The 15,821-nt window shown below is 40.6% G+C and carries 9 protein-coding genes and 1 tRNA gene; 8 read left to right on the top strand and 2 right to left on the bottom strand.

The window, feature by feature from the left end; genetic code table 11:
• Positions 1–47: 47 nt before the first annotated feature.
• Complete coding sequence (locus DPV85_RS02345; protein WP_111326818.1) at positions 48–3,332, top strand: TonB-dependent receptor domain-containing protein; 3,285 nt, start codon at positions 48–50, stop codon at positions 3,330–3,332.
• 58 nt (positions 3,333–3,390) lie between these two features.
• Here DPV85_RS02345 and DPV85_RS02350 read toward each other — a convergent pair.
• Positions 3,391–3,467 (bottom strand) — tRNA-Met (locus tag DPV85_RS02350).
• Positions 3,468–3,658: 191 nt separating this feature from the next.
• On the opposite strand from DPV85_RS02350, the gene mltA reads away from it, so the two are divergent.
• The 4 genes from mltA (at position 3,659) to rlmKL (ending at position 8,949) form a co-directional block, all read left to right on the top strand.
• Complete coding sequence (gene mltA / locus DPV85_RS02355) at positions 3,659–4,786, top strand: murein transglycosylase A (RefSeq protein WP_111326820.1); 1,128 nt, start codon at positions 3,659–3,661, stop codon at positions 4,784–4,786.
• Positions 4,786–5,547, top strand: coding sequence for a tRNA cyclic N6-threonylcarbamoyladenosine(37) synthase TcdA (gene tcdA / locus DPV85_RS02360; protein WP_165816455.1), 762 nt, complete (start codon positions 4,786–4,788; stop codon positions 5,545–5,547). The genes mltA and tcdA overlap by 1 nt, the downstream gene beginning before the upstream one ends.
• A 167-nt stretch (positions 5,548–5,714) precedes the next feature.
• On the top strand, positions 5,715–6,695 hold the full coding sequence (znuA, locus tag DPV85_RS02365) for a zinc ABC transporter substrate-binding protein ZnuA (protein ID WP_111326824.1): 981 nt from the start codon (positions 5,715–5,717) through the stop codon (positions 6,693–6,695).
• Between the two features lie 118 nt (positions 6,696–6,813).
• The gene (rlmKL, locus tag DPV85_RS02370; RefSeq protein WP_111326826.1) at positions 6,814–8,949 is read left to right on the top strand and encodes a bifunctional 23S rRNA (guanine(2069)-N(7))-methyltransferase RlmK/23S rRNA (guanine(2445)-N(2))-methyltransferase RlmL; all 2,136 of its coding nucleotides are present in this window, start codon (positions 6,814–6,816) and stop codon (positions 8,947–8,949) included.
• Between the two features lie 36 nt (positions 8,950–8,985).
• On the opposite strand, the gene DPV85_RS02375 is transcribed toward rlmKL, so the two are convergent.
• Entirely contained in the window at positions 8,986–10,890 is a 1,905-nt protein-coding gene (locus tag DPV85_RS02375) for a monovalent cation:proton antiporter-2 (CPA2) family protein (RefSeq protein WP_111326828.1), read from the bottom strand.
• Positions 10,891–11,056: 166 nt separating this feature from the next.
• Between DPV85_RS02375 and DPV85_RS02380 the strand changes: the two genes are divergently transcribed.
• From DPV85_RS02380 to hrpA, 3 genes are read left to right on the top strand one after another with little or no spacing between them, the layout of a single operon-like run.
• The gene (locus DPV85_RS02380; RefSeq protein ID WP_111326830.1) at positions 11,057–11,509 is read left to right on the top strand and encodes a DUF441 domain-containing protein; all 453 of its coding nucleotides are present in this window, start codon (positions 11,057–11,059) and stop codon (positions 11,507–11,509) included.
• A complete protein-coding gene (locus DPV85_RS02385; protein WP_111326832.1) occupies positions 11,510–11,893 on the top strand; it encodes a DUF423 domain-containing protein in 384 nt (127 codons plus the stop codon).
• Between the two features lie 2 nt (positions 11,894–11,895).
• Positions 11,896–15,807, top strand: coding sequence for an ATP-dependent RNA helicase HrpA (gene hrpA, locus DPV85_RS02390; protein ID WP_111326834.1), 3,912 nt, complete (start codon positions 11,896–11,898; stop codon positions 15,805–15,807).
• Positions 15,808–15,821 lie beyond the last annotated feature (14 nt).

Genomic DNA, 15,821 nt, shown 5'->3' on the forward strand with positions numbered 1-15,821 from the left:
TAATAAATATCATTATTATTATCATTATTAGATTGAGGAGGATTGAGATGGATGACTCAAAAAAAAATTACACCACCGCAACTTTATTGCTTTTTTCTTTTATGGGGATAACCCCTTTAGTAGCTCTAGCGGAAGAAATAAATCAATTGGAAACCATTAATGTTAATGCAACGGCAGAAAATAAGATATTAGCGGGTAAAGATGAGGTTTATAGTAAAAACAATGTCACTGAATATAAAAGCAAAAAAGAAATTGAAACTTATCATTCTCAATCTGTATCTGATTTATTAAGTGGTATTACAGGCGTCTATAGTGGCGATGCGCGTAATGGCGGTGCGATTGATCCAATCATTCGAAGTTCTTGGGGACAAGGTCGGATTCCTGTATTAGTTGATGATACTGAACAGGCGATTACCATTTGGCGCGGTTATTCCGGTGTAAGTAATCGTAACTATCTTGATCCATTTTTAGTGAGTGAAGTAAATGTGGAAAAAGGTCCCAATTTAGACCGCACTTTACGCTCCGGCGCGGCAGGTACGATTCGTATGACGACGCTCAACCCCGACGACATCATCAAACCCGGCAAGAAATGGGGCATTGAGCTTAAAACGGAGACAGCCAACAATTCCATTAAGGCTCGTCCTTATGAAGGCATACCTATTGGGCAGGATTATCGACTTGTTGCACCGGATGGGCGTGCTGAATTAGCTGAATGGGCGTTGTATTTTAAAGATGATGATCGGATTAGCCCAAGAAAAAAAGGCAGAAACAAACCTTTACACGATAATGCTGTACGTTTAGCGTTAGCCGCAAAAGACGATGGTTATGAAGTCTTAGGGGCGTATGCTTATCGTAATAAAGGGAATTATTTTGCTGGTAAACGGGGAGGAAAAAAATACGGTGAAGGAACAACCGGCCCGCTTAATTTAGATAAAAACTCCGATGACCCTTATATTCCACTCATTGCTCGAATTTATAAACCGGGTGAAGAAGTACCAAATACATCTTATGAAAGCCGATCTTGGTTATTAAAGGGAAAATTCCACTTTAATAAACATACTTCACTTTCAGCGAACTTCCGAGACACGCAAATAAATTATGGTGACATAATGCCTTCCCGACTTGGCTATAACTATGCTGCGCGTAATACCGTCACCCAATGGCCACTAGCAGATGTAAAACAAAAAACAGGTAATGTTGAGTTTTCCTATAACCCGCCGGATAACAAATGGCTTGATTTAAAGATAGGTGTTTGGGCAGTAAAAAATGATACGGCAACTAATACATCGGGCGGCTCACCGGGCGATGTGCTTTTTAGCGATTATGAAACTCAATTACTTGGAAGTGAAGCGTACATCCAACTGGTTAATGAACTCGGTGATAAAGCTTATGATTTTGATCAGATAGAAGATCCTGTTGAACGTAAACGAGCACAAGATCGCGTTTATGAAATTTTTCATAATAAAGTAAAAGAATATATGAAAAATCCTAAATTTAAAAATATTGATGGGATTTTTAATACTCAACCCGCTCAAGTGCAATTTGCCCGTGATAATCATATGGGAATAACCTTTAGCAATGTCACGGAACTAAGTCCAAAACTTCGTTTAAGCATTATGACAAATTACCGTCGTGAAACTTTAGACAGTACCAATGTTTATGAGCTTTGGGATAAATATCAACTTACTGCATTTAATCAATACGAGACTGATGCTAAAACAGAAGGGGAAAACCTTACCTGTGTGGAAGGCAATTTACATGGTATTTGCCGAGTATCAAACTCTGCTCGTTCAGGAAATCGAAAAGGCAACCGAAATGAATTCAATGCAGGCTTTAAATTTGAATATTCACCAACCGATTGGTTATTACTGACTGCCGGGATGAAATATACCCATTACAAATCTAAGGATCGCGGTTTGCAGGAGAAAATTGCAAACTTAAAACAGGAAGAGGTATTAACCGAATCACGTATTCCATTTACAGTAAGAAAATTGAAACAAGTCGCCCCTGAAATAACACAAGACTATATAAATTTTGAAAGAAAAAATAATTTAAGAGTTTCTCTTGAGGCAGAATTTAAAAAATTATATCCAATACCTGCTGATGATTCACCAGAATTACAAAAATGGCTTGATGATCGTGATGAGTATGTTGTTTCACATGGCTGGACTCCAACCACAGATGAGGAATATGATAGTTGGTTACAGCTCAGTGGTAATAATAATGGTGAATGGGATGAATCTGCAACGCAGACTATTTATTGGGAACGGGACGAATATGGTAATTTTTCTGTTGAGCATTTTCCGTTTACGGATGGACGCATTACAAAAGAAATGTTAGAAAAAAAAGCAATCCATCCACAAACCGGGAAAGAAGATTATTTATATGACATTGGTGCTGATTTTTCCGGTTCGCCAGAAAAAACACCAATAACCAAAGAACAGTGGGAAAAAATGAAAAAGGCAGAGCGTAAAGATCACGCTTGGGCACCTTCCTTTAGTGCTACCGCATTTTTAAGTGATAACGCCAGAATTTATGTGCGCTATGATGAAACCAAACGTATGCCGAGTATTTTTGAAGATACCATTGGCTATTCCATTGATATTCTCACGCCACTTTATAAACGTAAACCGGAACACAGCAAAAATATTGAAGTGGGCTATGTACATGATTTACGTGGTTTCTTCCCAAGTTTACGCCGTGCGGATATTCGCCTAAATTGGTACAAAAACACCACGAAAAATATTTTTGACCGTGATATTAATTATGAGATGAAGCAGTTTGATAAACGGATTTTAGAAGGTGTAGAATTATCCGCTCGTTATGATCAAGGTCGCATCTTCGGTGATATCGGTATTAGCTACAACATCAAAAATAAATTCTGCGATAAAAGTTCAGCAATTCGAGATGTTGGTAGTACGGGTGATATACGTACATTTAAAGCCTATCCCGAATGTGTTAATGGTGGTAATGAAAACGGCTACTTAAAAAATGCCATTTTACCGAAATACAGCATTACCTCAAATCTTGGTGTACGTTTCTTAGATGAACGATTAGAAGTTGGCACGCGCATGGTGTATCACACCAATGTAAAAGAAACCCGCAATAAATCCTTGCGTGATGCTGGTTGGTTTGCCAATAGCAATAATAACCCACGTTGGCAACCAGTGTTCTTGGTAGATGCGTATATGAATTACAAAGTGAATGAGAATCTTGCGCTGTCATTGTCTGCGACAAATTTAACCGATCGTTATTATCTTGATCCAATGACACGTTCCTCCATGCCTGCACCGGGAAGAACGATTAAATTTGGGTTGACGGCAACCTTCTAGAATAGAAAACAGTCACTTTGAATACAAAAAAGCACCGAAATTTCGGTGCTTTATAATTTGGTTGCGGGGGCCGGATTTGAACCGACGGCCTTCGGGTTATGAGCCCGACGAGCTACCAAGCTGCTCCACCCCGCGTCTGATGGCGCGTAATATACTCGTTTCAAAAATTATTGCAAGATTTAAACTGAATTTGACTTTCTGTTTGTTAAGAAAATAAACAATGTGAATATTAATTAATCATTTTATGAAATAGTGCTAGTCCTAAAAGGGAATTTTTGATAGCGTATGCAACTTTGTATTAGTTAGTTTAATTTAGGAAAATAAGAATGAAATTTCGTCAAAATCTCGCCGTAAAAATTCTTTCTGTAATGGCGGCTGTTTCAGTGCTTGCATCATGTGGTTCAGCACCAAGTAAAGTCTCTTCAAAAAATAATTCTAGCTTGCCGCGTACTGCGACAGGCGACGATCCACAAAAATTTGGTGCAAAGTATAGTGGACGTAATTATCAACAAGCTATTTTAAGCCCAGTGGCTTCCGTGGAGAACAAAAGTGCGGTTGTTAATCAAGGTGATTTTTTAACGCAGTTGACGAATGTTCGTGATTATTCAAATTCATTAACAAATCGCTTTGCGGCGAATTATGGCAAAATCACTAACTGGGTACTTGCAGGGGCTAATGTGAATGAATTAGCACAATACGGCATTAACCCACAGATTATGAAAGGTTTCGATGGTTATCAAAATGTGTTGATGACAGGTTATTACTCACCGGTTATTCATGCGCGCCGTACTGCACAGGGCCAATATCAACATCCAATTTATGCGATGCCAAGTTATAAACGTTATAGCCGTGCAGAAATTTATAATGGTGCATTAGCTGGACAAGGCTTAGAGCTCGCTTACAGTGATTCAATGATGGATAACTTCTTATTAGGCGTACAGGGGAGTGGCTATGTTGATTATGGTGACGGCAATTTAAATTATTTAGCCTATGCTGGCCAAAATGGCTATAAATATCAAGCGGTTGGTCGTTTGTTAGTAGAAGATGGTGAAATTCCAAAAGAAAAAATGTCTATCCAAGCGATTCGTGAATGGGGGAAAGCAAACCCATCTCGAGTACGAGAATTGTTAGAACGTAATCCATCTTATGTTTTCTTTAAAAACGATCCAACGGGTGAAGTAAAAGGTTCTGCAGGTGTGCCTTTAGTGCCAATGGCTGCTGTTGCTTCTGACCGTAATGTCATTCCTTCTGGAACCGTATTATTAGTTGAAGTGCCGGATATTGATAATGATGGTAACTGGATGGGTACACACAAATTACACTTAATGGTGGCACTTGATGTGGGCGGTGCGGTAAATGGTCACCACTTTGACTTATATCGTGGTATTGGTGATCAGGCAGGCCATATCGCAGGTTTATCAAAACACTATGGACGTGTTTGGGTGCTACAATAATGGCTCGAGTCGATAACTACGAACAACGTTTTGGCGGCATTGGCCGCCTTTACACACCAGAAGGCTTGGCGCGTTTGCGTCAGGCTCATGTGTGCGTCATTGGTATTGGCGGCGTAGGTTCGTGGGTGGTGGAAGCATTGGCTCGGAGTGGCGTAGGGCAGATCACCATGATTGATATGGATGATATTTGTGTCACCAATATTAATCGTCAACTTCCTGCATTAAGCGGCAATATTGGCAAGCTTAAAACGGAAGTGATGGCAGAGCGCATTAAGCTGATTAATCCAGAATGTGTGGTGAATATTATCGATGATTTCATTTCACCAGATAATCAAGCAGAATACTTAAATCGTGGCTATGATTATGTCATTGATGCCATTGATAATGTGAAAACCAAAGCGGCGATGATTGCCTATTGCAAACGTAATAAAATCAAGATTATTACCATTGGTGGCGCAGGTGGTCAGACCGATCCTTCGAAAATTCAAATTGCTGATTTAAGCAAAACGATTCAAGATCCATTATTGGCAAAAGTGCGGTCAGTTTTACGTAAGGATTTCAATTTTACTCAAAATCCACAACGTAAGTTTGCAGTTGATGCGGTGTTTTCCACCCAGCCTCTGATTTTCCCTAAAATGGGCGAGGGCTGTGAAGTATCAGCTACCATGAATTGTGCAAATGGTTTTGGTGCGGCAACTATGATCACCGCAACTTTTGGATTTTTTGCCGTTTCTCGGGTAATCGATAAATTATTAAAATAAAGAAATAAAGCGACGTGAAAACGTTGCTTTTTCTTTATGAATGAAAGTATTTAACAAGATGAAGAAATATCACTTCATTTTTTTATTTGGAATGTTGCAATTTTATCAAAAAGGAGTAGTCTATGTTGGCTTTGAGAATAATTCCCAATAAAAGTAAGGAAACAAACATGAAACAAGTATTAAAAATGAGTGCAATTTCTACCGCACTTTTAACCCTTCCAATGATGGCAAATGCAGATGTGTTAGCATCCGTGAAACCCCTCGGTTTTATTACATCATCTATTGCAAACGGTGTGACAGATACACAGGTTTTAGTACCAGCTGGTGCTTCTCCACATGATTACAGCTTAAAACTTTCAGATGTGCAAAAAGTGAAATCTGCAGATTTAGTGCTTTGGGTTGGTGAAGATATTGATGCTTTCTTAGCAAAACCAATTAGCCAAATTGATAGTAAAAAAGTCATCAATATTTCTGATATTCCAGAAATTAAACCGCTTTTAAGCAAAGTCCATCATGAACATTATCATGAAGGCGATGAACACGAGCACGGTCATGATCATAAACATGGACACGATCATAAGCACGAACACGGTCATGACCATCACGACCACGATGTGGATGAAAATGGGTTAAGTGTGAACTGGCATTTATGGTATTCACCAGCGATTAGCCAAATTGTGGCACAGAAAGTCGCGGATAAATTAACAGAACAATATCCGGATAAAAAAGAGCTCATCGCGAAAAACTTAGCTGATTTTAACCGCACTTTGACTGAGCAAAGCGACAAGATCAAAGCACAATTAGCGCCACTTAAAGATAAAGGCTTCTTTGTATTCCATGATGCTTATAGCTATTTCAATGATGCTTATGGTTTAAATCAAACTGGTTATTTCACCATTAATCCATTAGTGGCACCAGGTGCAAAAACCATTGCTCACATCAAAGAAGAAATTGAAGAACATCGTGTAAATTGTCTTTTTGCGGAGCCTCAATTCACACCAAAAGTGATTGATTCTCTTGCTCAAAGTACAAAAGTTAACGTAGGTCGTTTAGATCCTATTGGCGATAACGTACAGCTTGGTCCAAATTCTTATGCGAATTTCCTTCAAGCAACAGCTGATAGCTATGCTCAATGTTTAAGTAAATAATTAAAATCTCCCCCTCGCCCCCTCTTTATAAAAGAGGGGGAATATTCTTGAAATATCCCCCAATTTAACCGCACTTTCGTGCTATAATTCGCCCAATTTTTCCCTATCGAGAAAACCCATGAAACAACTATTTGCCACAACTGCCCGTGGTTTTGAAGAACTCTTAAGAGTCGAACTGACTGAGCTTGGTGCAACGGAATGTAAAATCGCACAAGGCGGCGTACATTTTCAGGCTGATGATGAAACACTTTATCGCAGCTTATTATGGTCACGCTTAGCTTCACGTATTTTATTACCGATTGTAAATGGCAAGGTATATAGTGATTTAGACTTGTATTCAATTGTGACAGGGCAGGATTGGTTAAGTTATTTTGATGAGAAAACCACATTTTTTGTCGATTTCAACGGGACAAACCAAGAAATTCGTCACACTCAATTTGGTGCGATGCGTGTAAAAGATGCCATTGTGGATTATTTTGAACGCCAAGGGAAAGCGCGTCCAAATGTGGATAAAGACTATCCGGATGTGCGAATTCATGCTTATTTAAATAAAGAAGAACTCGTTGTTTCACTTGATTTAAGTGGCGAAGCATTGCATTTACGTGGCTATCGTGAAGATACAGGTCAAGCGCCTTTACGTGAAACCTTAGCCGCTGCGATTGTGCTTCGTTCAGGTTGGACAAAAGGGACTCCATTAGTGGATCCAATGTGCGGTTCGGGTACTTTGTTAATCGAAGCGGCACAGATGGAAGCACAAATTGCGCCGCAATTACATCGTTTACATTGGGGCTTTGATTGCTGGAAAGGGCATAATCAAGATGCTTGGGATAAGGTGAAAGCAGAAGCAGTACAGCAGGCTGAAACTTATTTTAATCAAAATCCAAAACCGCATTTTTATGGTTTCGATCTCGATCATCGCGTACTGAAAAAAGCACAAAAGAACGCACAAAATGCAGGCGTAGCACACTTAATTGAGTGGAAACAAGGTGATGTCGCCGCATTAAAAAATCCAAGTCCAGATGAAGTGGGAACAGTGATTTGTAACCCGCCTTACGGTGAACGTTTAGGCACAACTCCTGCTTTGATTGCGCTGTATTCAGTCTTTGGACAACGTCTTAAAAATGAATTTGGTGGTTGGAATGCGTCGATTTTCAGTAGTGAATCTACGTTGCTTGATTGCTTGCGTATGCGTTCTTATCGTCAATTTAAAGCGAAAAATGGCCCGTTAGATTGTGTTCAGAAGAATTATCAAATTTCAGAACGTAAAGAAAGTGCGGCTGAAAATCCGCTTGAATTTGACCGCACATCAACGGTAGCGGTAGATTTTGCGAATCGCTTGCAGAAAAATATCAAGAAAATTGAAAAATGGGCGAAGCAGCAAGGCCTTGATGCGTATCGTTTATATGATGCTGATTTACCGGAATATAACGTAGCGGTGGATCGTTATGGTGATCATATTGTGGTGCAAGAGTATGCCGCACCCAAAAATATTGATGAAAACAAAGCCCGTCAACGTTTATTGGATGCCGTGACTGCAACCTTACAAGTCACCGGTATTGAAACCAATAAACTGATTTTGAAAGTCCGTCAAAAACAAAAAGGTATGAATCAATATGAAAAATTGGCCAATAAAGGCGAATATTTCTATGTAAATGAATACGGTGCACAGCTTTGGGTGAATCTAACGGATTACTTGGATACAGGATTATTTTTAGATCATCGCTTAACCCGTAAAATGATTGGCGAAATGGCAAAAGGCAAAGATTTCCTTAATCTTTTTGCTTATACCGGTTCCGCAACAGTGCATGCGGCATTAGGTGGGGCAAAATCGACGACGACCGTGGATATGTCTAACACCTATTTAAACTGGGCAGAGCAAAACCTGATTTTAAATGATATTGAAGGCAAGCAGCACAAGCTCATCCAGGCAGATTGTTTGCAGTGGTTAGAGAAATGTGATCGCCAGTTTGATTTAATTTTCGTGGATCCGCCAACATTCTCGAATTCTAAGCGTATGGAAGACAGTTGGGATGTACAACGTGATCACATCAAATTAATGCGTAATCTCAAACGTATTTTACGCCCTAGCGGTACCATCGTGTTCTCGAACAATAAACGTGGTTTTAAAATGGATTTTGAGGCGTTAGATGAATTGGGATTAAGTGCGGTCGAAATTTCAGCGAAAACCTTACCGCTTGATTTTGAGCGAAATAAACAAATCCACAACTGCTGGCTTGTGACAATGAAAGCCTAATAAAAAAGCCCGATAATAATTTATCGGGCTTTTTTATTATTCGACTTCTTTTTGTTTTTCGGTTTCAGAATCATCATGAAGAAGGGTTTCGACCGCAGCTGCATCATTGATCTCATCTTCTTTTTCTAAGATTTCAGCCGTTTCTTCATTTAATGCTTCAGCATCAGAATGTGGTTTGATGAAGGGTTTAGGCATCCAATATTTTCGGATGATGTCCGTTGAGAAACCATGTAAAACTTCTTCATTCAAGCGTTCTTGATCTAAATAACGAACTTCCGCAATGATTTCATCTGCTTCAATTTTATTTACACCTAATTGCACTAAGGTTGCATGACTGAGCGTGAGGGCAGACTCAAAGGTCTCACGTACAATAAAGTCCACATCTTTCTTAATAAGACTTACTGTCGTTTTACGGTCATAAGTTCGAGCCAAAATTGGGAGTTTCGGATAAGCATCTTTCAGATTCTCAACAATATTTTCAATTCGCTGTGTATCGTTAATCCCAATGACAACACATTTAGCTTTTTCGATACCCGCTGCACGTAAAACATCAAGACGAATACCGTCACCGTAATAGACTTTAAAACCGAATTTCGCTGCTGCACGAATGTTTTCAATGTTGCGGTCAATCACCGAGACGTTAATACCTCGAACAAGAAGCGATTGACACACGATTTGGCTGAAACGACCAAAACCAATTACGAGCACGCTATCTTCTAAATCCATAATTGGATCAAGATCACTAGTATCGACTTTTTCCTCTTGATTCGCTGATTTGCGTTGGTTAATTTTACGCATCAATAAACCAATTAATGGGGAGAATAACATCGAGATAATGACGGCAGCGGTAAAAGTCGCATTTTGATCTTTTGTCATCACGCCTGCAGTGGTCGCAGCAGAGAAGAGTACGAATGCAAATTCCCCACCGTGTGCCATGATGGTCATTCGTCCAACGGATTCTTTTCGGTCAAGTTTCGTAATACGTGCAACAGTGTAAACGGCTAAGGCTTTGCCGATGATATAAAGGCACACGATACCTAATAACCAAAGTGCATTGTCGAACACCAAGGTTAAATCAAGTGACATCCCTACGCCCATAAAGAAGAGACCGAGCAATAGACCACGGAACGGTTCAATATCCGCTTCGAGTTGGTGACGGAATGCAGATTCTGAAAGCATCACACCGGCGACGAATGCGCCCATCGCCATTGAAAGGCCACTTGCTTCCATGGCTAAGGCTGCGCCTAATACCACAAGTAAGGCGGCTGCAGTCATCATTTCACGAATGTGAGCTTTTGAAATTAAGCGGAAAATAGGGTTCATTAACCATTTACCCGCAACCACTAAACCGACAACGGCACCGAGTGCAATAGCAATAGATGTCCAGTTGGTTTGATGTTCAATATGTTTGGTTTCAGGCGTTAAAAAGGCAATAGAAGCCAATAATGGCACAATGGATAAATCTTCAAAGATTAAGGTTGAAATCACCCGTTGGCCTTTTGGTGTGTTCGTAATCCCGCGTTCTTCTAATACCTGCATTACAATCGCGGTAGAAGAAAGGGTAAAGCCCATACCTGCAATAAACGCGACTTCTTTTGGAAGATTTAAAATATAGATACCGGCAAAGGTCAGCAATGCGCCACATAGTCCGACTTGTAGAAAACCTCGCCCGAAGATTGCTTTTCTCATTGCCCATAAACGTTCTGGGTGCATTTCCAAACCGATGATGAATAAGAACATCACCACACCTAGTTCAGCCATATGCAGAACTGATTCTGCATCTTTTACTACGCCGAAAACGGAAGGACCAATTAAACAGCCTGCCACTAAATAACCCAACACGCTACCTAAACCAATACGCTTAAAAAGTGGCACAATGGTTACGCTGGTTGCAAGTAGAACAACAGTTTTAATTAATTCAGGGCTGACGGCATTCGACATAGGGCAAAAACCTTAGTAAAAACAGGGAGTATGAGAAGAAAATTCTCTTGTATTCTAGCCTTTTTTAGGTAAATAAAAAACACAGAAAAGCAAGAAATTGGTATAATTTACAAAAACTTTACATGCCAAAAAATGGTCATCTTTCTGACCGCACTTTAGAGGTATTATGTCATTACAATTCAATGTGATAGCGTTATTGTTGGTTTTCTTAATCATTTTAGGTTTAATGAGTCAAAACAGCGCAATTACCATCTCAGCGGCTGTGTTATTAATCATGCAGCAAACCTTATTATCCAAATACATTCCCATACTTGAGCAATACGGGATAAAAATTGGGATCATCATTTTAACGATTGGTGTGCTTGCGCCGTTAGTCTCGGGGAAAATCCAATTGCCTGATCTCAGTTCATTTTTAAATTGGAAAATGGGAATCTCTATTTTAATCGGGGCATTAGTGGCGTGGCTTGCAGGCAAAGGGGTACCATTAATGGGAGAACAACCCGTTTTAGTGACTGGATTATTAATTGGTACGATTATTGGTGTGTCTTTCTTAGGCGGTATTCCGGTAGGTCCACTTATCGCCGCCGGTATTTTAGCGATATTAATAGGAAAATTTTAAATGAAAAACAAATGGTTATTTATCGCAGGATTGAGCGGTTTTTTGTGTGTGACAATTGGTGCTTTTGCGGCACATGGATTAAGCAAGGTTTTAGAGCCTAAAGAATTAGCGTGGATTGAAACGGGTGTGAAATATCAAATGTTCCACACCATTGCGATTTTAGCGATTGGCATTTTGCAATTATGCCGTGAATCATTGGTTGCAAACAAAATAGTTAATCTTGCTGCAGGGACTTGGGCGTATGGCATCCTTCTTTTTAGTGGCAGCCTTTATGCACTTGCGCTTGGTGCGGGTAAGTTCCTCGTTTGGGTGACACCGATTGGAGGTACGCTCTTTTTAATTGGTTGGCTTTGCTTGGCTTACGGTGGTTTTAAAAGTAAATAGATATGAAGAATAAATCAGTCAGACGTGAATTAAACCCGATACAACAATCTCTCTTTTCGAAACTCAAGGATATCATGCTGGTGGATCAACGTCGTTTATCTGCCCGCATTCATGGTATTGGAAAAATTAAAAGCCAAGAAGCTCAACAAGCTGTGGCTGCTGAAATTCAGCTTCAGATTGAACAGGCCCAATTACGTGTAGAAAATCGTAAAAGTGCGGTCAAAAATCCGATTGTTTTTCCAGAGAGTTTACCGGTTAGCCAACGCAAAGCAGAAATTCAAAAACTGCTTTCTGAACATCAGGTCATTGTGGTGGCTGGGGAAACCGGTTCAGGTAAAACCACCCAGTTGCCGAAAATGTGTTTGGAATTAGGTTTCGGCAATTTAGGCATGATTGGTCATACTCAACCACGCCGTATAGCCGCTCGTTCGGTGGCGGCGCGTATTGCGGAAGAACTGGAAACGGAGCTTGGCGGTTTAGTTGGTTATAAGGTTCGTTTTAACGATCAAATCAGTGATGATACGCAAATCAAATTGATGACCGACGGGATCCTGTTAGCTGAAATTCAAAACGATCGTTTTCTCAATCAATATTCTTGTTTGATTATCGATGAAGCCCACGAACGAAGCCTAAACAACGATTTTATTCTCGGTTATCTGAAACAGCTTTTACCACGCCGTCGTGATTTGAAACTTATCATCACTTCCGCAACCATTGATGTGGAACGTTTTTCCAAACATTTCAACAATGCCCCGATTATCGAAGTCTCAGGCAGAACCTATCCTGTTGAAGTGCGTTATCGTCCCGTAGTGGAAGAAGACGATCAAGATCAGCTACAAGGCATTCTTAATGCGGTGGATGAACTGCAAGCGGAAGGTCGGGGCGATATCTTGATCTTTATGAACGGTGAGCGTGAAATTCGCGATACCGCCGAAGCTTTACAAAAACAAAATCTAAAACACACGGAAATTCTACCGCTCTTTGCTCGCTTGTCTGCGCAAGAACAAAATAAAATTTTCCATCCTAGCGGATTAAATCGCATCGTGTTGGCGACCAACGTCGCAGAAACCTCATTGACTGTGCCGGGCATTAAATATGTAATTGACCCAGGTACAGCGCGCATTTCCCGTTATAGCTATCGTACCAAAGTACAACGTTTACCGATTGAACCCATTTCACAGGCTTCTGCGAATCAGCGTAAAGGTCGTTGTGGTCGTGTAAGTGAAGGGATTTGTATTCGTTTATATTCGGAAGAGGATTTTAATTCTCGCCCAGAGTTTACCGATCCTGAAATTCTGCGCACCAATTTAGCCTCCGTTATTTTGCAAATGACAGCATTGGGCTTGGATGATATTGAAGCTTTCCCATTTGTTGATGCGCCGGATAAACGCCATATTCAAGATGGGATAAAACTGTTGGAAGAATTGGGTGCGTTTGAACTGGTTCGCACAAAATCAGGTGAGAAACGTCAATTAACGGCAGTAGGCCGTCAATTATCTCAACTCCCAGTGGATCCTCGTTTAGCGAAGATGTTGCTGAGCGCCGTCTCTCAAGGTGCGTTGCATGAAGTGATGATTATTGTCGCCGCATTATCCATTCAAGATCCTCGCGAGCGCCCACAAGAAAAACAGCAAGCTTCCGATGAAAAACATCGTCGTTTTGCTGATAAGAAATCAGATTTCTTGGCTTTCCTCAATCTTTGGCGTTATCTACAAGAACAACAAAAAGAATTGAGCAAAAACCAATTCCGTCGTCAATGCCAAAAGGATTTCTTAAATTATTTACGTATTCGTGAATGGCAAGATATTTATCATCAAATTCGCTTAACCGTGCGTGAAATGGGGTTGCCGATTAATTCCGAAAAAGCAGAATATCAGCAAATTCATACCGCACTTTTAAGTGGCTTGCTTTCCCATATCGGTTTAAAAGAAGCGGAGAAACAACAATATCTTGGTGCACGTAATGCCCATTTTGCAATTTTCCCCAATTCTGTGCTTTTCAAAAAACAACCGAAATGGGTGATTGCCGCAGAGTTAGTGGAAACCTCCAAACTTTGGGGGCGCATGGTGGCAGAAATCGAGCCGGAATGGATTGAGTCACTTGCTGAGCATTTAATTAAAAAATCCTATTCCGAACCACGTTGGTCGAAATCTCGTGGGGCAGTGATTGCAGATGAAAAAGTCACGCTTTATGGTGTGCCGATTGTGGCTGCAAGGCCAGTGAATTACGGTGCTATTGATCCAACGGTAAGCCGCGAGATCTTTATTCAATCTGCCTTAGTGGAAGGGGATTGGCATACCAAACATAAATTCTTCAAAGAAAATCAACGACTCGTTCGAGAAGTAGAGGAGTTGGAGCACAAAAGCCGCCGCCGCGATATTTTGGTGGATGACCGTACGCTTTTTGAATTTTACGATCAGCGTATTGGTACGGAAGTGGTTTCCCAAAAACATTTTGATACCTGGTGGAAAAAGACGCAGCAAAAAGATCCTGAATTGCTTAATTTTGAACGTTCATTCTTGATTAATGATGATGCGGAACAAGTGAGCAAGCTGGATTTTCCGAATTTTTGGCATCAAGGTAATTTAAAACTCAAATTAACTTATCAATTTGAACCAGGCACCGATGCGGACGGGGTGACCGTGCATATTCCGTTGCCGTTGCTCAACCAAGTGGAAATGACAGGCTTTGACTGGCAAATTCCAGGCTTGCGTGAAGAATTGGTGATTGCGCTGATTAAATCTCTGCCGAAATCTTATCGTCGTAACTTCGTGCCTGCACCTAATTATGCTCAAGCTTTTTTAAGTCGTGCCGTGCCGTTGGAAAAACCGTTATTGGATACGTTGATTTATGAATTACGTCGTATGACGGGCGTTACCGTAGAAGCGGAACATTGGAATTGGGAACAAATTCCAAGCCATTTGAAAATGACGTTCCGTGTGGTGGATGAAAATGGCAAGAAAATTGCCGAATCCATGAATTTGGATGAGCTGAAATTCAACTTAAAAGATCGTGTGCAGGAAAGCATTTCTGCTGTGGCAGATGACGGCATTGAGCAAAGCGGGCTACATATTTGGAGCTTTGCAGATTTACCACAATGTTACGAACAAAAACAACGCGGTTTCAGCGTCAAAGCGTTCCCAGCCATTGTGGATGAAAAAGATGCGGTGGGTATTAAACTGTTTGAAACAGAGTTTGAGCAAGCAGTGGCGATGCAAGAAGGTTTGCGTCGATTGTTGCTACTCAATGTACCATCACCGATTAAATATCTGCATGAAAAATTGCCGAATAAAGCCAAATTGGGGCTGTATTTTACCCCGTTCGGTCGTGTGTTGGATTTGATTGACGACTGTATTGCTTGTGCGGTGGATAAACTGATTGCCGATTTTGGCGGGTTTGTATGGGATGAAGCAGGCTTTGAAAAATTACGTGATTTCGTTCGAGAAAACCTTAACGAAGTGACCGTGGATATTGCGCAGAAAGTAGAACAAATCCTATCTCTCAATCACGCCTTAAACCAACGTTTAAAAGGCAAAATGGATTTTACTATGGCCTTTGCCTTTTCCGATATTAAGGCACAGTTAGGCGGATTGATTTATCCAGGTTTTGTGCAAAAGAGCGGTTATGATCGCCTACCGGATTTACAGCGCTATCTACAAGCCGTTGATAAACGTATTGATAAACTCGCTCAAGATGTGAATCGTGATCGTGCCGCGATGCTACGCGTGAAACAAGTGCAACAGGCTTATCAACAATTGCTTGCTAAACTGCCGAAATCCAAACCGATTTCTGATGAAGTGGCGGAAATTCGCTATATGATAGAAGAATTGCGTGTGAGTTTATTTGCACAGCAGTTAGGCACGAAGTATCAGGTGTCGGATAAGCGGATTTTGAATTTGATTGATGAAGTTTAGTTAAAGGAAATAAT

The sequence above is a fragment of the Haemophilus parainfluenzae genome (genome assembly GCF_003252725.1).
GTDB lineage: Bacteria > Pseudomonadota > Gammaproteobacteria > Enterobacterales > Pasteurellaceae > Haemophilus_D > Haemophilus_D parainfluenzae_L.

What these genes read in the sequence shown, in the direction of transcription:
- DPV85_RS02345 (WP_111326818.1), top strand. Translation starts at nt 48, where the DNA reads ATGGATGACTCAAAAAAAAATTACACCACCGCAACTTTATTGCTTTTT.
- mltA (WP_111326820.1), top strand. Translation starts at nt 3,659, where the DNA reads ATGAAATTTCGTCAAAATCTCGCCGTAAAAATTCTTTCTGTAATGGCG.
- tcdA (WP_165816455.1), top strand. Translation starts at nt 4,786, where the DNA reads ATGGCTCGAGTCGATAACTACGAACAACGTTTTGGCGGCATTGGCCGC.
- znuA (WP_111326824.1), top strand. Translation starts at nt 5,715, where the DNA reads ATGAAACAAGTATTAAAAATGAGTGCAATTTCTACCGCACTTTTAACC.
- rlmKL (WP_111326826.1), top strand. Translation starts at nt 6,814, where the DNA reads ATGAAACAACTATTTGCCACAACTGCCCGTGGTTTTGAAGAACTCTTA.
- DPV85_RS02375 (WP_111326828.1), bottom strand. Translation starts at nt 10,890, where the DNA reads ATGTCGAATGCCGTCAGCCCTGAATTAATTAAAACTGTTGTTCTACTT.
- DPV85_RS02380 (WP_111326830.1), top strand. Translation starts at nt 11,057, where the DNA reads ATGTCATTACAATTCAATGTGATAGCGTTATTGTTGGTTTTCTTAATC.
- DPV85_RS02385 (WP_111326832.1), top strand. Translation starts at nt 11,510, where the DNA reads ATGAAAAACAAATGGTTATTTATCGCAGGATTGAGCGGTTTTTTGTGT.
- hrpA (WP_111326834.1), top strand. Translation starts at nt 11,896, where the DNA reads ATGAAGAATAAATCAGTCAGACGTGAATTAAACCCGATACAACAATCT.